This window comes from Pseudomonas sp. NPDC089530 (assembly GCF_050280705.1).
Classification (GTDB): Bacteria; Pseudomonadota; Gammaproteobacteria; order Pseudomonadales; family Pseudomonadaceae; genus Aquipseudomonas.
Window position 1 is genome coordinate 22893 of the sequence record NZ_JBNNVU010000022.1, and the last position, 18746, is coordinate 41638.

Below are 18746 nucleotides of genomic sequence, written 5' to 3' on the forward strand. Positions count from 1 at the left end.
TGTCCACTGAGTTATCCACAGCTTCTGTGGATTGTCCCGAGCGCTTGCTCTAGCACGGGCGTGCCGAGTTTTTTTCGACTTTACGCATGCGAAAAAAGGAGTAGAGTGGCGCGCCTTCCGATCTGCCCTACAGTGCTTTATGAAGTTTCGCTCAGTATCACCTTCTGTTACCGCTACTTCTTCCAGTGTTACCGAACCCAAGCGTTTTTCCTTGCGTGTGGCCATGTGGCTGCTCGATAACCCGCGCCTGGGCGATAACCGGAACGTCAAGCATTTTGCCGGGCGTTTGCTCAAGCAGCCTGCCCGGGAAGGGGTGGTGGCGGCACAGAGCCGTCTTGGCCAACTGATGTGTCGCGAATGCGGCAACGCCCGGGACCGGCGGATCGGGCATGATCTGCTGCGCCAGGCCGCCCGGGCCGGCGACCGCCGGGCCCAGCTGGAGCTTGGCCAGATCGAAGACTGAGCTGTCCAAGCTCCGGTCGCTTGGTTAACCTTCAAGCTTTATTTCCCTGCCTGGAGTGGCTATGGCTATGGACTTGACCGGCGTGCTGCTGGGGCTGGCAGGCGCGGCATTGCCTTTGACGGTGCTCGCCTGGCAATTGCAGCGCCGTCTGAGCTCCCGACAAACCGAACTGTCCCTGCTGGAAGAGCGCCTGGCCACGGCGCTGCTGGCGCAGGACGGCTTGAATGCCCAGCTGGATGCCTGTCGCGACGAGATCAGCGACCTGGGCCAGGCCAATACCGTGAAGCAGGCCGACCTGGCGGCGATGCGCCGGGAAGTCGAGTTGTTGCAGATCGAACGCGACAACGCCCGCGATGCCTCCCATGCCTGGAACCTCGAACGGGCCAATAAAGAAGCTGAGTTGCGGCGCCTGGACGCCCAGGCCGCGTCGCTCAATGCCGAGCTGCGCGAGCAACAGGAAAGCCATCAGCAGCGCCTGAGCGATCTGCAAGGTTCCCGGGACGAGCTGCGGGCACAGTTCGCCGAGCTGGCGGGCAAGATCTTCGACGAGCGCGAGCAGCGTTTTGCCGAGAACAGCCAGCAGCGGCTCGGCCAATTGCTCGACCCGCTCAAGGAGCGCATCCAGGCCTTCGAAAAGCGGGTCGAGGACAGTTACCAGGCAGAGGCGCGGGAGCGTTTCTCCCTGGGCAAGGAACTTGAGCGCCTGCAACAGCTGAACCTGCGTTTGAGCGACGAGGCGACCAACCTGACCCGGGCCCTCAAGGGCCAGAAAACCCAGGGCAACTGGGGCGAGCTGATTCTCGAGCGGGTGCTGGAACATGCCGGCCTGGAGAAGGGGCGCGAGTACCAGACCCAGGTCAGCCTCAAGGGGCCCGATGGCGAGCGTTTCCAGCCCGACGTATTGATCCTGCTACCTGGCGACAAGCAGGTGGTGGTGGATTCCAAGGTCAGCCTGACCGCCTACCAGCAATTTGTCGCGGCAGACGACGAAGTGATCGGCCAGGCGGCGCTGAAACAGCATGTCCTGTCCTTGCGTAATCATGTCAAAGGCTTGGCCAGCAAGGATTACAAGCGTCTGGAAGGCTTGCACAGCCTGGATTTCGTGTTGCTCTTCGTGCCCATCGAGGCGGCTTTTTCCGCGGCCTTGCAAGCTGAGCCCAACCTGTTCCAGGAAGCCTTCGACCGAAATATCGTGATCGTCAGCCCGACGACTCTGCTGGCGACGCTGCGGGTGATCGACAGCCTGTGGAAGCAGGAGCGGCAAAGCCAGAATGCTCGGGAGATTGCCGAGCGTGCCGGCTGGCTGTACGACAAGTTCGTGCTGTTCATTCAGGATCTGGACGAGGTCGGCAATCGCCTGCAGCAACTGGACAAGGCCTACAGTGCCGCGCGCAATAAACTGACCGAGGGCCGAGGCAACTTGGTCAGCCGCAGCGAGCAGCTGCGTTTGCTGGGGGCGCGCGCCAGCAAGAGCCTGCCGGCGGACCTGCTGGAGCGGGCGATGACCGAAGCCGACGGTGCCTTGCTCGAACTGCCGGATTGATCGGCAGCGGCTACAGCGGCAGGTGGCGGCTCAACAGCGCCCGCAACGCCGCCGGCTTCACCGGCTTGGCCAGGTAATCCAGCCCTGCGGCGTGTACGGCGGCGACCATCTCGGGGCGCCCATCGGCGCTGATCACCACGCCTGGCACCGGATCGCTCAGTTGGGTGCGTAACCAGGCCATGACCTCGGTGCCGGTTTCGCCATCGTCCAGGTGATAGTCCACCAGCGCCAGTTGTGGGCGTACGCCGCTGCCCAGCAGCGCCGCGCATTCTTCCCGGTTGCGCGCCGTCCAGACCTGGCAGCCCCAGCGCGTGAGCAGGCTGTTCATGCCGATCAGGATGCTGTCTTCATTATCGACGCACAGCACCTGGGCCCCGGACAGCAGGTGGCCGTTGACTTCGGCCACCTGGCCCGGCGCGCTGGCGGCGGCCTTGGCCAGGGGCACGCTGACGCTGAAGACACTGCCCTTGCCCGGCCAGGAGCGGACCTGCAGGCCATGGCCGAGGACGCGACACAACCCGTCGGCGATCGCCAGCCCCAGGCCCAGGCCTTTTTCGGCGCGGGTCTGGTGGCTGTCGAGGCGCTTGAACTCCTCGAAGATCACCTGCTGCTTGTCCAGCGGAATGCCCGGCCCGCGGTCCCAGACCTCCAGGCACAATTGTTCGCCCCGGCGCCGCACACCCAGCAGTACAGGCCCCTTGGCATAACGGAAGGCATTGGTCAGGAAGTTCTGCAGGACCCTGCGCAACAGCTTGATGTCGCTGTCGACCCTGAGGCGGCTGCCGCGCAGGCGGAATGTCAGGCCCTGTTCCTGGGCCAGGGCCTTGAATTCGGCGCCCAGGGTGTCGAACAGCTCGTTGAGCACGAAGGGCTTGCGTTCCGGATTGATCTTGCCGTTTTCCAGGCGCGAGATATCCAGCAAGTCACTGATCAGGTCTTCGGCGGAGCGCAGGGAGCTGTCCAGGTGCTGGACCAGCTGCTGGGCTTCGGCGGACAGGCCGTCGTCCTGGTGGGAGAGGGCGGCGGAGAACAGCCGGGCGGCGTTCAAGGGTTGCATCAGGTCGTGGCTGACGGCTGCCAGGAAGCGGGTCTTGGACTGGTTGGCGGCCTCGGCGGTGCCCTTGGCCTCGGTCAGGGCAGCGTTCAGTTGCGACAGTTCCTGGGTCCGTTCGGCCACCCGTTGTTCCAGGCCTTCGTTGGCGGCGGTAAGGGCCTGTTCGGCCTCGCGGAACGGGGTGATGTCGGTGAAGCTCATGACAAACCCGCCGCCGGGCATCGGGTTGCCGATCAGTTCGATCACCCGGCCATTGGGAAACAGCCGTTCAGAGGTATGGGCGCGGCCCTGGCGCATCCAGTGCAGGCGGCGGGCGACATGCACTTCGGCCTCGCCCGGTCCGCACAGGCCGCGCTCGGCGTTGTGGCGAATGATGTCGGCGATCGGCCGGCCGACGCTGATCAGCCCGTCCGGGTAGTTGAACAGTTCCAGGTAGCGCCGGTTCCAGGCCACCAGCCGCAGGGACTGATCCACCACGCTGATGCCCTGGCTGATGTTCTCGATCGCGCCTTGCAGCAGGGCACGGTTGAACTGCAGCACTTCCGAGGCTTCGTCGGCGATGCGCACCACGTCTTCGAGTTGCATTTCCCGGCCTTCGATGGCGGCCTTGACCACCGCGCGGGTGGAGGAGGCGCCCAGTACGCCGGCCAGCAGGCGTTCGGTATGGGCGATCCATTCGCCGTCGGCGTTCTGGTTGGGGTTGAAGCCTTTGCCCTGGCGGTAGGCGAAGCGGATAAAGCTCTGGCGGGCCCGCTCTTCCCCGACAAAGCGCGCCGCGAGTTTGAGCAGGTCGTCGATCTGCACCGAGAGCATCGAGCGACCGTTGGGCCGGGCGCTGATTTCCTGGCCGATGAAGCGCCCGGCCTGCCAGTGTTCCGACACCCGGGTGCGCGACAGCACCGAGACCCAGGCGAACAGGGTGAAGTTGCCGGCCAGGGACAGCACCACACCCTGGGTCAGGGGCGTGATCGGCAGGTGCAGCGGGTTGCTGTGCAGCCAGGCCAGGCCCGGAAAGCTGCTCAGCGACCAGCCCAGGCTGTGGGCTGCAATCGGCAGGATCAGGGTGTAGAACCACAGGAAGGTGCCGGCTGCGAGCCCGGCGAATACGCCGCGGCGGTTGGCCTGCTTCCAGTACAGCGCGCCGAGCATGGCCGGGGCCAGTTGGGTCACGGCGGCGAAGGCGATCTGGCCGATGGTCGCCAGGCTCGCGGTGGAGCCCAGCAGGCGGTAGCTGACATAGGCCAACAGCAGAATGACCACGATGCTGATCCGGCGCACCGACAGCATCCAGTGGCGGAACACTTCGAACGGCCGCTCGGCATTCTGCCGCCGCAGCAGCCAGGGCAGCAGCATGTCGTTGGAGACCATGGTCGACAGCGCCACGCTGGCGACGATCACCATGCCGGTGGCGGCCGAGGCGCCGCCGATGAACGCCAGTACGGCCAGGGCCGGATGCGACTGGGCCAGGGGCAGGCTGATGACGAACGAGTCCGGCAGGACCGAGCTGGGCAGCATCATCTGCCCGGCCAGGGCGATCGGCACCACGAACAGCGCGGCCAGGGCCAGGTAGGCGGGAAACACCCACTTGGCCAGGCGCAGGTCCTGGGGCTCGATGTTCTCCACCACGGTCACGTGGAACTGCCGCGGTAGGCAAATGATCGCCATCATGGCGACGCCGGTCTGCACCACCATCGACGGCCAGTTGATGGTTTCCTGCCAGTAGCGCTCCAGGCGCGGGGCGAGCATGGCCTGGTCGAACAGGTCGTCGAAGCCGTCGTACAGGCCATAGGTGACAAAGGCGCCGACCGCGAGAAAGGCCAGCAGCTTGACCAGGGATTCGAAGGCAATCGCCAGCACCATGCCACGGTGGTGCTCGGTGACATCGAGGTTGCGGGTACCGAAGACGATCGTGAACAGGGCCAGGATCAGCGACACGATCAGCGCCGTGTCCTGGGCGCGGGTGCCCATGGTGTCGGCGCCGGCGCCGATCAGCAGGTCCACGCCGAGCACGATGCCCTTGAGCTGCAGGGCAATATAAGGAAGCACGCCGACCAGGCAGATCAGCGCCACCACCACCGCCAGGGTCTGGGATTTGCCGTAGCGCGCGGCGATGAAGTCGGCGATGGAGGTGATGTTCTCCTGCTTGCTGATCATCACCATCTTCTGCAGGACCCAGGGCGCCAGCACCAGCAGCAGGATCGGCCCCAGATAGATCGGCAGGAACGACCAGAGTTGCTCGGCGGCCTGGCCGACGGCGCCGAAGAAGGTCCAACTGGTGCAGTACACCGCCAGCGACAGGCTGTACACCCAGGCCCGCACCCGTGGCGGCAGGGGCGTGCTGCGACGGTCGCCGTAGAAGGCAATGGCGAACATGATGGCCATATAGGCCAGGGCGACAATGGCGATCAGCCCGCTGGACAGCGACATGGGAACTCCGAACATAAAGACGCGCCGGGTGCTTCAGCCCGGTGGGACAGTCTCGCACGATGTTCGGGGTTCGTCAGTGTCGACCAAGGTCTTGGCGCGGCCAGGTGTCGCAGGGCGCTGGCCGGGGATGCGGCCTTACGACCGCAGCGCGATATCGACCAGCTCGTGCAGCTCCTGCGCCTCAAGCGGTGCCGCGGCAAACAGGATGCGGAACACCGTCGGCGCTACCAGCAGGTTCAGCAGCCGGTCGATGCTGGGCAGCACCGCTGCGCTGTGCCGATGGCGGTCGAGGATGATCTGCAATTGCCCGCTGAGAATACTCACGCAATAGCCCGGCGTGGCGCTGCATTGCACATCGCGCAGCATGTTGCGCCCGGGCTCGGAGCTCATTTCGTCGAGGTATTGCTCGGCCCAGGCCAGCAGATCGCCGCGCAGGCTGCCGGTGGCGACGGGGTCGCTGTCCGGGCGCATGCGCGCCAGGGCGACATCCGCCAGCAGGGCCGACAGGTCGCCCCAGCGCCGGTAGATGGTGGAAGGCGTGACGCCGGCGCGGACGGCGATTTGCGGCACGGTCAGGGTCGAGCGTTCCTGTTCTTCGAGGAGTTCACGGACTGCCGTGTGGATGGATTCCTGCACCCGGGCGCTGCGTCCGCCTGGGCGTAAACCTTCTTTAATAGCCATGGATCGAACCTTAACACAAAGAATTTGCTTTAAGCGCAAAGCGGTAGCACACTCCGCAAAAGCAAAAGGTTAGCTTTAGCGGAGCGTGCCCATGTCCAGTTCTGTCGACTCTTCACTGTCGAACCATTCCAGACTGCTGTTTCTGGCGATCACCTTACTCAGTTTTCTCGCTGCTTCCAGTGTGCCGACGCCGATGTACTACCTGTACCAGGAAGCCCTGCGGTTCTCGTCGGCGACCTTGACCCTGATTTTCGGCGTCTACGCCTTGAGCCTGTTGGCGGCGCTGCTGACCGTGGGTTCGCTGTCGGATTACCTGGGGCGCAAGCCGGTGATCTTCGTCGCGCTGCTGCTGGACATCCTGGCGATGCTGCTATTCATCCAGGCTGACAGCGTGGCCTGGCTGATCGCTGCTCGGGTGATGCAGGGTTTCGCCACCGGCATGGCCACCAGCGTGCTGGGGGCGGCGCTGCTGGACACCGACCGTCAGCAGGGGCCGCTGGTCAACAGCGTCGCGCCGTTGCTGGGCATGGCGTGCGGGGCGATGGGCAGTGGCTTGCTGGTGGAGTACGCGCCGCTGCCGTTGCAACTGGCCTATTGGCTGCTGCTCGGGTTGTTTGTCCTCCAGGCGCTGTACGTCTGGCAGCTGCCGGAGACAGTCAGCGCCCAGCCGGGTGCCTGGTCTTCCCTGCGGCCCACGCTGCATGTGCCACCCCAGGCGCGGCGGGCGCTGTGGCTGGCGTTGCCGGTGGATGTGGCGGTCTGGGCGGTGGGCGGTTTCTTTCTGTCCCTGGCGCCCTCGCTGGTGCGCACCGCTACCGGCTCGACCTCGAACCTGATTGGCGGCGGCCTGGTGGCGGTGCTGACCCTGAGCGGCGCCGTGATGATTTTTTCCTTGCGCCAGCGCCCGGCCGACAAAGTGCTGCGCCTGGGGGCGAGCCTGCTGGCGGCTGGCCTGGGCCTGATCCTCATCGCCGTGCATACGGCCAGCCTGCTGCTGTTCTTCCTCGGCACCCTGGTCACCGGCGGTGGTTTCGGTTCGGGCTTCCTCGGCGCCTTGCGCAGCGTGATGCCGCTGGCCTTGCCCCATGAGCGGGCGGGGTTGATGTCGGCGTTCTATGTGTTGAGTTATCTGGCGTTCTGTCTGCCGTCCCTGTTGGCGGGAAACCTGACCCGCAGCTTCGGTCTGGTCGCTACCACCGATGGCTATGGCGCGATACTGATCCTGCTGTCCCTTGGCGCCTTGCTGGGGCTTTTACGTCAGCGAGGCGCCAAGGTCTGTGCCGCCCAAGGGAGTTGAGCGTCGCGTCGGCTTTTATATTTATAAAATAGATAACAGATAGAGAAATTACCCGTTATATAGATATTCGATCCGGTTCTATCATGGGCTCAACCTCATCGGAGGACAGGAGAACGCACCATGACATGCCCCAACACCCTCAGAACCGGACGGCCCTTGAGCCATCTGCAACATCCTCGCGAAGCCATCCGCCAGTTCACCCCCAACTGGTTCGCCGCCACCATGGGCACTGGCGTCCTGGCCCTGGCGTTGGCCCAGTTGCCGCTGCGGATCCCCGGTCTGCATCTGCTGGCCGAAGGCTTGTGGCTGTTCACTATCGTGCTGTTCGTGCTGTTCAGCGCGGCCTATGCGGCGCGCTGGGTGCTGTTCTTCGACGAAGCACGACGGATTTTCGGGCACTCCACGGTCTCGATGTTCTTCGGCACCATTCCCATGGGACTGGCCACCATCATCAACGGGTTCCTGCTGTTCGGCGTGCCGCGTTGGGGCGACGGCGTGGTGCAACTGGCCGAGTTGCTGTGGTGGCTGGACGTGGCGCTGTCGCTGGCTTGCGGCGTGTTGATTCCCTACATGATGTTCACCCGCCAGGAGCACCGCATCGACCAGATGACCGCGGTCTGGCTGTTGCCGGTAGTCGCTGCCGAAGTCGCTGCCGCCAGTGGCGGGCTGCTGGCGCCGCACCTGACGGACGCCCATTCGCAATTGGTGATGCTGGTGACCAGCTACGTGCTCTGGGCCTTCTCGCTGCCGGTGGCGTTCAGCATCCTGACCATCCTCCTGCTGCGCATGGCCCTGCATAAGCTGCCCCATGAAAGCATGGCCGCCTCGAGCTGGCTGGCCCTGGGGCCGATTGGCACGGGGGCGTTGGGCATGTTGCTGCTGGGGGCGGACGCTCCGGCGATCTTCGCGGCCAATGGCCTGGCTGGTATCGGCGAAATCGCCGAGGGCCTGGGCCTGGTGGCCGGCATCACCCTGTGGGGGTTCGGCCTGTGGTGGATGTTGGTGGCGCTGTTGATCACCTTGCGTTACCTGCGCGACGGCATTCCGTTCAATCTCGGCTGGTGGGGCTTCACCTTCCCGCTGGGGGTCTACTCCCTGACCACCCTGAAGCTGGCGGCTACCTTGCACCTGACGTTTTTCGCGGTCTTCGGCAGTCTGCTGGTCCTGGCGCTGGCGCTGATGTGGCTGCTGGTCGGCAAGCGCACGCTGCTGGGGGCCTACCGGGGCGAGCTGTTCGTTTCGCCCTGCATCGCAGGATTAGCGAAATAATCCGCGAACTTTAGGTAAGGTTGTGGCTTGGATCGAAGATCGATACTCCAATAACAGCATCCAAGCCACTCAGGGACATGGAAGATGAGTCACCCCTCGCAGTTCACCTTGCTTCGCACGCGGCGTTTCCTGCCGTTCTTCATCACCCAGTCCCTCGGCGCGTTCAACGACAATATTTTCAAGCAGTCGCTGATTCTCGCCATCCTCTACAAGCTGGCCATCGAGGGCGATCGCTCGATCTGGGTCAACCTCTGCGCCTTGCTGTTTATCCTGCCGTTTTTCCTGTTCTCGGCCCTGGCCGGGCAATTCGGCGAAAAGTTCGCCAAGGACGCCTTGATCCGTCTGATCAAGCTCGGCGAGATCGCGATCATGGCGGTGGGGGCGGTGGGGTTCGTCTTCGACCACCTGTCGCTGATGCTGCTGGCGCTGTTCGCCATGGGCACCCACTCGGCGCTGTTCGGCCCGGTGAAGTATTCGATCCTGCCCCAGGCGCTGCGGGAGGAAGAGCTGGTCGGCGGCAACGGCCTGGTGGAAATGGGCACCTTCCTGGCGATTCTCGCCGGCACCATCGGTGCCGGGATCATGATGTCCTCCGCCCAGTACGCGCCGGTGGTCTCGACGGCGATCATCGGCGTCGCGGTGCTCGGCTACCTCGCCAGTCGCAGTATCCCTCGGGCCGCGGCGGCCACTCCGGACCTGCGTCTGAACTGGAATATCTTCAGCCAGTCCTGGGCCACGCTGCGCCTGGGCCTGGGGCAGACGCCAGCGGTGTCGCGCTCGATCGTCGGCAACTCCTGGTTCTGGTTCGTCGGGGCGATTTACCTGACGCAAATTCCGGCCTACGCCAAGGAATGGATGCACGGCGACGAGACGGTGGTCACGCTGATTCTCACGGTGTTCTCGGTGGGTATAGCCGCCGGCTCCATGCTGTGCGAGAAGCTGTCGGGACGTAAGGTCGAGATCGGCCTGGTGCCCTTCGGTTCATTCGGCCTGACGGTGTTCGGCCTGCTGCTATGGTGGCATTCCGGCGGGATTGCACCGAGCGACGCGGGTTACGGCTGGATCGAGGTGCTGGGTTTCGGTCACGCCTGGTGGGTGCTGATCGACATTCTCGGCCTGGGGATCTTCGGCGGTTTCTACATAGTGCCGCTGTATGCGCTGATTCAGTCGCGGACCCCGGAGCACGAGCGGGCGCGGGTGATTGCCGCGAACAACATTCTCAACGCCCTGTTCATGGTGGTGTCGGCCATCGTCTCGATCGTGCTGCTGAGCCTGGCCAAACTGTCGATCCCCCAGCTGTTCCTGGTGGTGTCGCTGCTGAACGTGCTGGTCAACGCCTACATCTTCAAGATTGTCCCCGAGTTCAGCATGCGCTTCATGATCTGGCTGCTCAGCCATTCCATGTACCGGGTCGAGCACCGCAATCTGGAGGCAATCCCCGATGAGGGCGCGGCCTTGCTGGTGTGCAATCACGTGTCGTTCGTCGACGCCTTGCTGATTGGCGGTGCGGTGCGGCGGCCGATTCGTTTCGTGATGTATTACAAGATCTACAACCTGCCAGTGCTCAACTTCATCTTCCGTACCGCCGGGACCATCCCGATTGCCGGGCGCAACGAAGACATCCAGATCTACGAAAGGGCGTTCACGAAAATTGCCCAGTACCTCAAGGACGGCGAACTGGTGTGCATCTTCCCGGAAGGCAAGCTGACGGCCGATGGCGAGATCAACGAATTCAAGGGCGGGCTGACGCGAATTCTCGAAGAGACCCCGGTGCCGGTGATTCCGCTGGCGTTGCAGGGGCTGTGGGGCAGTTTCTTCAGTCGCGATCCGGACAAGGGGCTGTTCCGCCGTCTGTGGTCGCGGGTGACCCTGGTGGCCGGTCCGCAAGTGACCGCCGACAGCGCCGAGCCGGCGCGCCTGCAGGCCCTGGTGGGCGAGCTGCGGGGCGCGGTGCGCTAGGTTTTCCGCGGATACAAAAACGCCCACACAGTTGTGGGCGTTTTTGTTGGGGCGTTCTGTCTGGCCGATCAGGCCGCGCTGACCTTCAAACCGACCAGCCCGGTAATGATCAGCGCCACGCTGAGCAGGCGAAACAGCGCCATGGATTCACCGAACAGAATGATCCCGGCGATCACCGTGCCGACGGCGCCGACTCCGGTCCAGATCGCATAGGCGGTGCCCAGCGGCAGTTCCTTCATGGCCAGCCCCAGCAGGCCGAGGCTGATGGCCATGGCGGCGATGGTCAGGGCGGTAGGGAGGGGGCGACTGAAACCGTCGGTGTACTTGAGGCCGACAGCCCAGCCCACTTCGAACAGGCCGGCGAAAAACAGAATGATCCAGGACATGATGACCTCCATCGGTTGACGGGGTCGTCCCCAGATTAATGACTCGATCGAGCCGCGGGGTCGTCCCCGCGTTGCGCAGTATAGTGCCCAGCATTAATCCGGGGATCAAGCTTTCCCTCAGTCGCTCGCCTGTTGGGCGGCTGGTACAGGTTCGTCCTGTTCGCTCATGCGGCGGAACCAGGTGGAGAGCAGCGCCCCGGAAATGTTGTGCCAGACGCTGAACAGCGCGCTGGGCACCGCCGCCAGCGGCGAAAAGTGCGCGCTGGCCAGCGCGGCGCCGAGGCCGGAGTTCTGCATGCCGACTTCCAGGGCCAGGGATTTGCGTTGCGCCAACGGCAGCTTGAACAGGCGGCCGGTGAAGTAACCCAGCAGGTAACCGAAGCTGTTGTGCAACATGACCACGGCCATGATCAGCAGGCCGGATTCGGCGATTTTCGCCTGGCTGGCGGCCACCACGGCGGTGACGATGATCACGATGCTGACCACCGACACCAGCGGCAATACGTCCACCGCATGCCGGACCCGGGCGCCGAGCACTCGCTGGGCTATCACGCCGAGCACGATCGGCAGCAGCACCACTTGCAGGATCGACCAGAACAGCTCCATGAACGAAACCGGCAGCCAGGCCGAGGCCAGCAGCCAGATCAGGGCCGGGGTCAGCAGCGGCGCCAGGAGGGTGGTGACGGCGGCGATCGCCACCGACAGCGCCAGGTCGCCGCGGGCCAGCCAGGTCATGACGTTGGACGAAGTGCCGCTTGGGCAGCAACCGACCAGGATCACCCCGACGGCGATTTCCGGTGGCAGGTGAAAGACCTGGCACAGCAACCAGGCCATGCCCGGCATGATCACGAAGTGCGCGACCACGCCCAGGGCCACGCGCCACGGATGGCGGGCGACTTCGGCGAAGTCTTCGAGCTTCAGGGTCAGGCCCATGCCGAACATCACCAGGCCCAGCAGCGGCACGATGGCGCCCTTGAGGCCGATGAACCAGCCCGGCTGCAAGAAAGCCACCACCGCGAAAATCAGTACCCAGTAGGCAAAGGTATTGCCGACAAAACGACTCAATGCTGCCAGTGCACGCATGGTTCAGTTCCTTCTTATATGAAAACGCCACCGAAGGCGGTGGCGTCTGTATCGCGAGCTGGGATCACACCAAGGCGTCAGATGCCCTGTGGTGTCTCTTCGCCGCCCAGGGCTTCGAACAGCGCCGGCAGGAAATCGCCGAAGGTCAGCATCATCAGGGTGAAGCTGGCGTCCAGTTGGCCGAGGGCCTCGTCGCCGCCGTCCTGTTCCGCCTGGTCCTGCAGCAGGTCTTCGAACTTCAGGCGCTTGACCGTCATCTTGTCGTCGAGCATGAAGGACAGCTTGTCCTGCCAGGCCAGGGACAGCTGGGTGACCACCTTGCCAGTGCTCAGGTGAAGCTGGATTTCTTCGCTGGTCAGGTCCTGGCGCTTGCAACGGACGATGCCGCCGTCTTCGTGGGTGTCACGCAGTTCGCATTCGTCGAGGACGAAGAAGTCGTCGGCGGCCTGCTGGGTTTTCACCCAGTCGGTCATGATCGCGGTAGGGGCGGTCTTCACGGTCAGCGGGCGCACCGGCAGGGTGCCGAGCACTTCGCGGAGGGTGGAGAGCAGGTCTTCGGCGCGTTTCGGGCTGGCCGAGTTGACCAGGATCAGGCCCTGTTTCGGCGCGATGGCGGCGAAAGTCGAAGAGCGGCGGATAAAGGCCCGTGGCAGGAACGCCTGGATGATTTCATCCTTGATCTGGTCGCGTTCCTTTTTATAGACCTTGCGCATCTGCTCGGCCTCGATCTCTTCGACCTTTTCCTTGACCGCGTCACGCACCACGCTACCGGGCAGGATGCGTTCTTCCTTGCGTGCGGCGACCAGCATGAAATCCTGGCTGACATGGACCAGCGGCGCATCTTCGCCCTTGCCGAACGGGGCGACGAAACCATAAGTGGTCAACTCCTGGCTTGCACATGGACGCGCCAGCTTGGTGGCCAGTGCGGTTTCCAGCGCCTGCGCATCAACAGGCAGATCTTGGGTCAGGCGATAGATCAGCAGGTTCTTGAACCACATGGGGTGAGTCTCTCCTTTATACAAAGGGGGGCATTATTCTCTGCGCGGCTCCATAGGCCAACCCTCCGCTAAGCCTTTGGAAGGCCTGAAAAAATTATTTTAAAAAGTGCTTGCCAGAGTAGGGGGCGCTCCGTAGAATGCGCGCCACACCGAACGTGAAGGGTGATTAGCTCAGCCGGGAGAGCATCTGCCTTACAAGCAGAGGGTCGGCGGTTCGATCCCGTCATCACCCACCATTCGCTTTCAGTGTTACGCGCAGCGGTAGTTCAGTCGGTTAGAATACCGGCCTGTCACGCCGGGGGTCGCGGGTTCGAGTCCCGTCCGCTGCGCCATATTCGATGATCTGGAACACTGAACGCCAGGTCATCACAGAAAGCCCGCTAACGCGGGCTTTTTTGTGCCTGTGTTTCTTGCGAGGCGCCCGATACATCGAAATTCAGCTTTTTTTCATAATTTTGTTATTTAAATCAGCACGTTATGAATTTCTGTGTAATAATGCGCCCCGCAACGAAGGTAAAGGGTGATTAGCTCAGCTGGGAGAGCATCTGCCTTACAAGCAGAGGGTCGGCGGTTCGATCCCGTCATCACCCACCACTTTCAACGCTACGCGCAGCGGTAGTTCAGTCGGTTAGAATACCGGCCTGTCACGCCGGGGGTCGCGGGTTCGAGTCCCGTCCGCTGCGCCATATTCGATGAGTTGGAACACTGAACGCCAGCTCGTCACACAAAGCCCGCTAATGCGGGCTTTGTGCTGTCTGGAGTCTGCAAATGTTCCCCCAAAAAGCGGCCCGCGGGCCGCTTTTTGCGTTTCTGGATCACGGCTCGGCGTTACGGCTGTGGCGGTAGTCGCTGACCGCTTCGTATACCGCCTTGCGCAAGCGGTTGATGCCGCCGATGGGGCGGTGTGCCTCCAGCCCGAACCAGGGGTTGAAGGACAGGTTGTCGCAGTGCAGGTTCTGTTGCGGGCTATCGAAGTCCTGGGCGGGGATCCTGATCCGCGCCACGGTTTCGAAGGGGGCATCCTGCTCTCGCCATTCGATGCTGGTGTCTTCGATGGGCATGTAGCGGCTCGGGTCCTGGCGTTGCACCTGCAGCACAAAGCAGGCCGGCACGCGATCGATCGACAACTGTTGATTCAGCGCGTTGCGCAGAAAGTTGGGCAGCGCCTGGTTTTGTGGCGGCAGGTTGTAGGTCGGGCAGCTGTCCGGGTCCGGTACGGCGCGGAATTTGGCGTTGGCGCTGCCGAACTTGTAGGGCGACACCGAAAAATAGCGGGTTCGCGTCGGACTGGGCGGTGGTGGCGACAGGGTGGCCAGGGCAATGAACAGGTGGCGGACCTGCCAGGTGCGTGGGTCCCAGCCAGGGAAGAAGGCCCCGACCTTTTTCCCGTCTGCCTGGGCGGCGACATTCTGCCGGTATTCGGCGACATCGCTGACGAAGAAGTTCGGGTGGTTGAACATCACGAAATCCTGCTCGCCGCGGCCCTGTTGTTCCTTCAACAGCTGAGGGCCGGGCACGTTCAGCAACTTGATTGCCATCCCGCGCGCATCCCGAATGCTGTCGAACTGGGGATAGGCATTGCCGTTGGACAGCCGCGCCACGGCTTGCCAGGTCTTGCCGGGTTCGGCGAACACGCCCTGGCGCAGTGGTGACGGCAGTTGTTCGAGTACCTGGACCTCGGCCTTTACGCAGCCATGGGCCTTGGCATGGGCATCGCGCAGGTAGCGGGTGTTATCCCGGTGCTGATCGACGATGCGCAGGGCGGTCTGGATGATGTCCTGGGTCATGGCGGCTTCGCCGGGCGGGATCTGCTCTTCGGTCGCCACTGGCCCCTGGTAGCGCCAGATCGACCAGGCGCTGCTCAGCGCCCAGCCGAGCAGCGCGACCAGTGCCAGCAGCACCAGGGCCTTGAGCAACAGGACGCCGAGGCGCAGCCATAAGGTGATCAGCATGACGCGCTCCTTTTGCTCGATGCCCAGGTCATGGCAGTTGCGCCTCCAGTGGGCCGCCCAGCACTTTCAGGTATTCCAGCAGTGCCCAGCGCTCCTCGGGTTGCAGCAGACGGCCGATTACCCCGTTGCCGCGCTGGCCGGAACGGAATTCATGGCCGCTGTTGTGGTTGCCGCTGATCCGAGTATCGAACAGGAAGCCGTTCTTGAACGGCTCGGTGCGGTAGCCCAGGTACTTCGGATCGTATTCGAAGGTGCCTTTATAGAAGGTACTGGCGCGTTCGTCCTGAGGCGAAAGCAATTGATAGAGGTTGGGTACCGAACCGTTGTGCAGGAAGGGCGGGGTGGCCCAGACGCCTGCCAGGGGGCGGGCCTTGTAGGCGCGCAGTTCGCGCACGCCGATCGGCAAGCCGTAGCCGTCGAGCCGCGGACGCTCGGCTGGGCTCACCTGGGCGTCCCGGTAGGCGCGCTCCTCGACGAAGGCGGTGATATAGGCCAGGCCTTTGGCGGCTGACAGTTGACGCATGTCCAGCGGCTCGCCGGGAGTGGGGTGCAGCTCGACATTGGAGGGTGCCAGCTCGGCGCTATCCCACTGCAACGCGCTCAGGTCGTAGCGCTGATCGGCAATGTTGTTGGCCGTATTGGGATCGGTGCCGATCACCGCGACCGGCAGCATCTTCAGTTTCTGCACCGGGCGCCCGTTGACCATGGTGACTGGCGGGACATGGCAGCCCGCGCAGTTTTCGGCGAACAGTGCGCGGCCTTTGGCGGCCAGAGGTTTGTCGATGTTGCCGAACAGTTCTTCGGGCCAGCTCGGCGGCTTCAGTCGTTGCAGGGTTTCTTCGATGCGATTGAGGTCGCGCACCCGGACGCTCGACGGATAGCGGGCATCGCCCTTGAGCGGCTGGCCCTGGGCATCGAAGAAGCTCAGGGTGGCGCCGACGCCCAGCGCCTCGCCGATATTGCGGGCCATGGGCTGCTGGGCCGAGCCGTTCCACTGCACCCAGTCGAAGCTCCAGATATCCCACAGCTGGGGATAATCCACCGGCGCATTGGCGATCCGGTAGTTATCGGGGGAAATGGCGTCGCCGAAGCTGGCGTTGGCGATCCGGCCAAAGGCATCGGTGCGCCCGGGGCCTTCCTCGGTGGGGTAGAGGCCCCGGTGGGTGTCGTTCCAGGCGACACGCAAGAAGGTGTCCAGCGACTTTTTGAAATCCTTGCGCAACTGATCATGCTTGGCATCGTAGCCCTGGCCCAGCACGTTGCGGGCGAAACGCTCGAATTTCCACGGGTTGTAATAGGTCGACACCAGGCTGGCCACCAGGGCCTGGCCAAAACTGCCACCGCGCAGGGTGGGCACGCTCGACGGCAGTACATGCTGCGCCGAGCCGCCGTCGACCCGCAGTGCTTGCTGGTTATAGCGCAGTTCGCCGGTGTGGCAGGCGGCGCAGGTGATGTCCAGGTACTGTTGCGGGTTGCCGGGGTTCTGATGGCGGCTGAAGCCGACCGGCAGGTTCGCCGGATTGGCGGCGCTGGCCTGCTGCGCCGGGTCGACCAGGAAACCGAAGCGGGCCAGGTATTCCGGCGCGGCGAAGCGTTGGCTGGAGAAGGGCAGTTCCAGTGCGGCGAACCACTCGTAGCGCAGGCCTTTCACCTGAGTGCCCTGGGGCGTGAAGTAATAGGTCTGGCGGTCGACGGCGCTCCATTGATCCTGGTAGTGCACCTGTTGGGCGGGTAGGTAGTCGGGCAGTTTCGGGTTGGCGACGTAGTACAGGAGTACAGCCAGGGCGGTGCCGATCAGGGCGAGCACCAGCAGCAAGGCACGGGAAAACAGGCGCAAGATTTAAATCCTTGTCGAATTTGGGCTCTCTTATGCCTCAGGCTAAACTGCTGGGCAAGTAGCCATTATGTTGGGGGCAGCCGGGTGTCGTTCTTTCCCGTACTCAAGGCAATGGCTGGCGAAATGCTTTTAAACACGTGAACTTATCGGATTAATACGGCTCTCATGCCGGTAGCCATTGGTCGTGGCCGCCTGATAAGCTCGCGGCTTTTACTCGATTGCCCTTTTGGCGCATGAACAAGGAAATAGCATGAAACAGCATCGGTTAGCGGCGGCGGTAGCCCTGGTTGGCCTGGTACTCGCGGGTTGTGACTCGCAGACCAGCGTGGAGCTGAAAACCCCGGCGCAGAAAGCTTCCTATGGTATCGGCCTGAACATGGGCAAAAGCCTTGCCCAGGAAGGTATGGATGACCTGGATTCCAAAGCGGTAGCCCAGGGCATCGAAGATGCCATCGGCAAGAAAGAACAGAAGCTGAAAGACGACGAACTGGTCGAAGCCTTCGCGGCGCTGCAGAAGCGTGCCGAAGAGCGCATGGCCAAGATCAGCGAGGAGTCGGCCGCCGCCGGCAAGAAATTCCTCGAGGAAAACGGCAAGAAGGCTGGCGTGACCACTACCGCCTCCGGTCTGCAGTACGAAGTCCTGAAAAAGGCCGATGGCGCCCAGCCTAAGCCGACCGACGTGGTGACCGTTCACTACACCGGCACCCTGACCAACGGCACTGTGTTCGACAGCTCGGTCGAGCGTGGCAGCCCGATCGATCTGCCGGTCAGCGGCGTGATTCCGGGTTGGGTCGAAGGCCTGCAACTGATGCACGTCGGCGAGAAGTACAAGCTGTACATCCCGAGCGACCTGGCCTACGGCGCGCAGAGCCCGAGCCCGGCGATTCCGGCCAACTCGGTCCTGGTGTTCGAGCTGGAACTGCTGGGTATCAAGGATCCAGCGAAACAAGACGCCGCCAAGTAATTTACGGCTGGTTCAACGACAACGCCCCGTTCTCACGGGGCGTTGTCGTATCTGGTCGTTGGTCCGGGAAAAAATGCGAACCGACGACATAGGGCATAGTCTTAACAGGGTACGCTGCGGGTAGCCGCCCGAGGCGGCCAAGTCAATGAAATAATGGGTTTTTTATGTGAGTAAAAAACGCCCGATCTGAGCCGGGCCCTTGTAGAACGGGGCTCTCAGCTGTGAAAAGCGGCTCTGTTCACAAGGTTATCCACAATTTGTGTGGATAACATTTCAGTGGGAGTGACGATGAAAGCACCCTGGAATTTTGCCCGTTTCCTGCCCCTGGCCGGTCGTTTGCTCAGCCGCGGTCGGCTGCCGACCTTATTGTTCGCCGTGGCCAGCAAAGGCGCCTTGCAAGGGGGCCGGCTCGGCAAGCTCAAGGACGACTTGCGCCTGCTGCAGGCCCTGTGCCTGGCTTACTGGCGTGGCGAGTACCGTGCCATCAGCCCCAAGGCGCTGGTGTCGGTGGTCGCGGGCCTGATGTACTTCCTCAGTCCGGTGGATGCGATTCCGGACTTCCTGCCCGTATTCGGCATGCTCGACGATATCGCCGTCCTGGCCTGGCTCATGAAGACCCTGGACGACGAACTCAGTGCATTTCGCGCCTGGCGCAATCGTCAGGCCCCGGAGAAGCTGGCGGTGGTGGAGCGCTTGCCCGATACCCCGGAGCAATTGCAACTGGAAGGCCCGAAAAGCAACTGAAATAAATCGGGATCCAACACGACAATGCCCCCGCGACCTTGGTGACTGATAGGATTACACTTCATAAGGAAAAGTCCGACTCGTTATGT

At 63.1% G+C, this 18746-nt stretch carries 14 protein-coding genes and 4 tRNA genes; 11 read left to right on the forward strand and 7 right to left on the reverse strand.

From position 1 onward, the window contains the following. Positions 1-139: 139 nt before the first annotated feature. Positions 140-463 carry a sel1 repeat family protein gene (locus tag ACQKQA_RS11460; protein ID WP_427556959.1) on the forward strand — a complete coding sequence of 108 codons (324 nt, stop codon included), beginning with the start codon at positions 140-142 and terminating at the stop codon, positions 461-463. A 175-nt stretch (positions 464-638) separates the two neighbouring features. Continuing rightward, positions 639-2006 (forward strand): DNA recombination protein RmuC, encoded by a 1368-nt coding sequence (rmuC, locus tag ACQKQA_RS11465; RefSeq protein ID WP_427557066.1) that lies wholly within the window; start codon positions 639-641, stop codon positions 2004-2006. A gap of 10 nt (positions 2007-2016) precedes the next feature. Here the strand turns inward: rmuC and ACQKQA_RS11470 are convergent, their stop codons facing one another. Further along, complete coding sequence (locus ACQKQA_RS11470) at positions 2017-5487, reverse strand: hybrid sensor histidine kinase/response regulator (RefSeq protein WP_427556962.1); 3471 nt, start codon at positions 5485-5487, stop codon at positions 2017-2019. 135 nt (positions 5488-5622) lie between these two features. Beyond that, entirely contained in the window at positions 5623-6168 is a 546-nt protein-coding gene (locus tag ACQKQA_RS11475; RefSeq protein ID WP_427556965.1) for a TetR/AcrR family transcriptional regulator, read from the reverse strand. Between the two features lie 91 nt (positions 6169-6259). Between ACQKQA_RS11475 and ACQKQA_RS11480 the strand changes: the two genes are divergently transcribed. From ACQKQA_RS11480 to ACQKQA_RS11490, 3 genes are all read left to right on the forward strand, one after another. Continuing rightward, on the forward strand, positions 6260-7465 hold the full coding sequence (locus ACQKQA_RS11480) for an MFS transporter (RefSeq protein ID WP_427556968.1): 1206 nt from the start codon (positions 6260-6262) through the stop codon (positions 7463-7465). A 120-nt stretch (positions 7466-7585) separates the two neighbouring features. After that, on the forward strand, positions 7586-8734 hold the full coding sequence (locus ACQKQA_RS11485; protein ID WP_427556971.1) for a TDT family transporter: 1149 nt from the start codon (positions 7586-7588) through the stop codon (positions 8732-8734). Positions 8735-8818: 84 nt separating this feature from the next. Continuing rightward, positions 8819-10693: an MFS transporter gene (locus ACQKQA_RS11490; RefSeq protein ID WP_427556974.1), complete on the forward strand. Its 1875-nt coding sequence runs from the start codon at positions 8819-8821 to the stop codon at positions 10691-10693. 68 nt (positions 10694-10761) lie between these two features. On the opposite strand, the gene sugE is transcribed toward ACQKQA_RS11490, so the two are convergent. The 3 genes from sugE to rdgC form a co-directional block, all read right to left on the reverse strand. Beyond that, positions 10762-11079, reverse strand: coding sequence for a quaternary ammonium compound efflux SMR transporter SugE (gene sugE, locus ACQKQA_RS11495; RefSeq protein ID WP_427556977.1), 318 nt, complete (start codon positions 11077-11079; stop codon positions 10762-10764). A 117-nt stretch (positions 11080-11196) separates the two neighbouring features. Next, positions 11197-12162 (reverse strand): bile acid:sodium symporter family protein, encoded by a 966-nt coding sequence (locus ACQKQA_RS11500; protein ID WP_427556980.1) that lies wholly within the window; start codon positions 12160-12162, stop codon positions 11197-11199. Positions 12163-12239: 77 nt separating this feature from the next. Continuing rightward, positions 12240-13160, reverse strand: a complete 921-nt coding sequence (gene rdgC / locus ACQKQA_RS11505; RefSeq protein ID WP_427556982.1) for a recombination-associated protein RdgC — start codon at positions 13158-13160, stop codon at positions 12240-12242. A 160-nt stretch (positions 13161-13320) separates the two neighbouring features. Here rdgC and ACQKQA_RS11510 point away from each other — a divergent pair. The 4 genes from ACQKQA_RS11510 to ACQKQA_RS11525 all read left to right on the forward strand — a co-directional run bounded on the left by ACQKQA_RS11510 (position 13321) and on the right by ACQKQA_RS11525 (position 13846). Beyond that, a tRNA-Val gene (locus tag ACQKQA_RS11510) sits at positions 13321-13396 on the forward strand. 19 nt (positions 13397-13415) lie between these two features. Beyond that, positions 13416-13492, forward strand: a tRNA-Asp gene (locus tag ACQKQA_RS11515). Positions 13493-13678: 186 nt separating this feature from the next. Further along, positions 13679-13754: transfer RNA gene (locus ACQKQA_RS11520), tRNA-Val, on the forward strand. Positions 13755-13769: 15 nt separating this feature from the next. After that, positions 13770-13846 (forward strand) — tRNA-Asp (locus ACQKQA_RS11525). A gap of 129 nt (positions 13847-13975) precedes the next feature. On the opposite strand, the gene ACQKQA_RS11530 is transcribed toward ACQKQA_RS11525, so the two are convergent. Both ACQKQA_RS11530 and ACQKQA_RS11535 read right to left on the reverse strand, forming a co-directional pair. Beyond that, a complete protein-coding gene (locus ACQKQA_RS11530) occupies positions 13976-15112 on the reverse strand; it encodes a catalase family protein (protein WP_427556984.1) in 1137 nt (378 codons plus the stop codon). Between the two features lie 28 nt (positions 15113-15140). Continuing rightward, positions 15141-16949 (reverse strand): di-heme-cytochrome C peroxidase, encoded by a 1809-nt coding sequence (locus ACQKQA_RS11535; protein ID WP_427556986.1) that lies wholly within the window; start codon positions 16947-16949, stop codon positions 15141-15143. A gap of 250 nt (positions 16950-17199) precedes the next feature. Between ACQKQA_RS11535 and ACQKQA_RS11540 the strand changes: the two genes are divergently transcribed. Both ACQKQA_RS11540 and ACQKQA_RS11545 read left to right on the forward strand, forming a co-directional pair. After that, entirely contained in the window at positions 17200-17913 is a 714-nt protein-coding gene (locus ACQKQA_RS11540) for an FKBP-type peptidyl-prolyl cis-trans isomerase (protein WP_427556988.1), read from the forward strand. 288 nt (positions 17914-18201) lie between these two features. Further along, the gene (locus tag ACQKQA_RS11545) at positions 18202-18657 is read left to right on the forward strand and encodes a YkvA family protein (protein ID WP_427556991.1); all 456 of its coding nucleotides are present in this window, start codon (positions 18202-18204) and stop codon (positions 18655-18657) included. Positions 18658-18746 lie beyond the last annotated feature (89 nt).

Excerpts from the sequence above, each read along its gene's own strand:
- ACQKQA_RS11540 (WP_427556988.1), top strand. The coding sequence starts at position 17,200 with ATGAAACAGCATCGGTTAGCGGCGGCGGTAGCCCTGGTTGGCCTGGTA.
- ACQKQA_RS11490 (WP_427556974.1), top strand. The coding sequence starts at position 8,819 with ATGAGTCACCCCTCGCAGTTCACCTTGCTTCGCACGCGGCGTTTCCTG.
- ACQKQA_RS11545 (WP_427556991.1), top strand. The coding sequence starts at position 18,202 with ATGAAAGCACCCTGGAATTTTGCCCGTTTCCTGCCCCTGGCCGGTCGT.
- ACQKQA_RS11470 (WP_427556962.1), bottom strand. The coding sequence starts at position 5,487 with ATGTCGCTGTCCAGCGGGCTGATCGCCATTGTCGCCCTGGCCTATATG.
- sugE (WP_427556977.1), bottom strand. The coding sequence starts at position 11,079 with ATGTCCTGGATCATTCTGTTTTTCGCCGGCCTGTTCGAAGTGGGCTGG.
- ACQKQA_RS11480 (WP_427556968.1), top strand. The coding sequence starts at position 6,260 with ATGTCCAGTTCTGTCGACTCTTCACTGTCGAACCATTCCAGACTGCTG.
- ACQKQA_RS11460 (WP_427556959.1), top strand. The coding sequence starts at position 140 with ATGAAGTTTCGCTCAGTATCACCTTCTGTTACCGCTACTTCTTCCAGT.
- ACQKQA_RS11485 (WP_427556971.1), top strand. The coding sequence starts at position 7,586 with ATGACATGCCCCAACACCCTCAGAACCGGACGGCCCTTGAGCCATCTG.
- ACQKQA_RS11530 (WP_427556984.1), bottom strand. The coding sequence starts at position 15,112 with ATGCTGATCACCTTATGGCTGCGCCTCGGCGTCCTGTTGCTCAAGGCC.
- ACQKQA_RS11500 (WP_427556980.1), bottom strand. The coding sequence starts at position 12,162 with ATGCGTGCACTGGCAGCATTGAGTCGTTTTGTCGGCAATACCTTTGCC.
- ACQKQA_RS11475 (WP_427556965.1), bottom strand. The coding sequence starts at position 6,168 with ATGGCTATTAAAGAAGGTTTACGCCCAGGCGGACGCAGCGCCCGGGTG.
- rdgC (WP_427556982.1), bottom strand. The coding sequence starts at position 13,160 with ATGTGGTTCAAGAACCTGCTGATCTATCGCCTGACCCAAGATCTGCCT.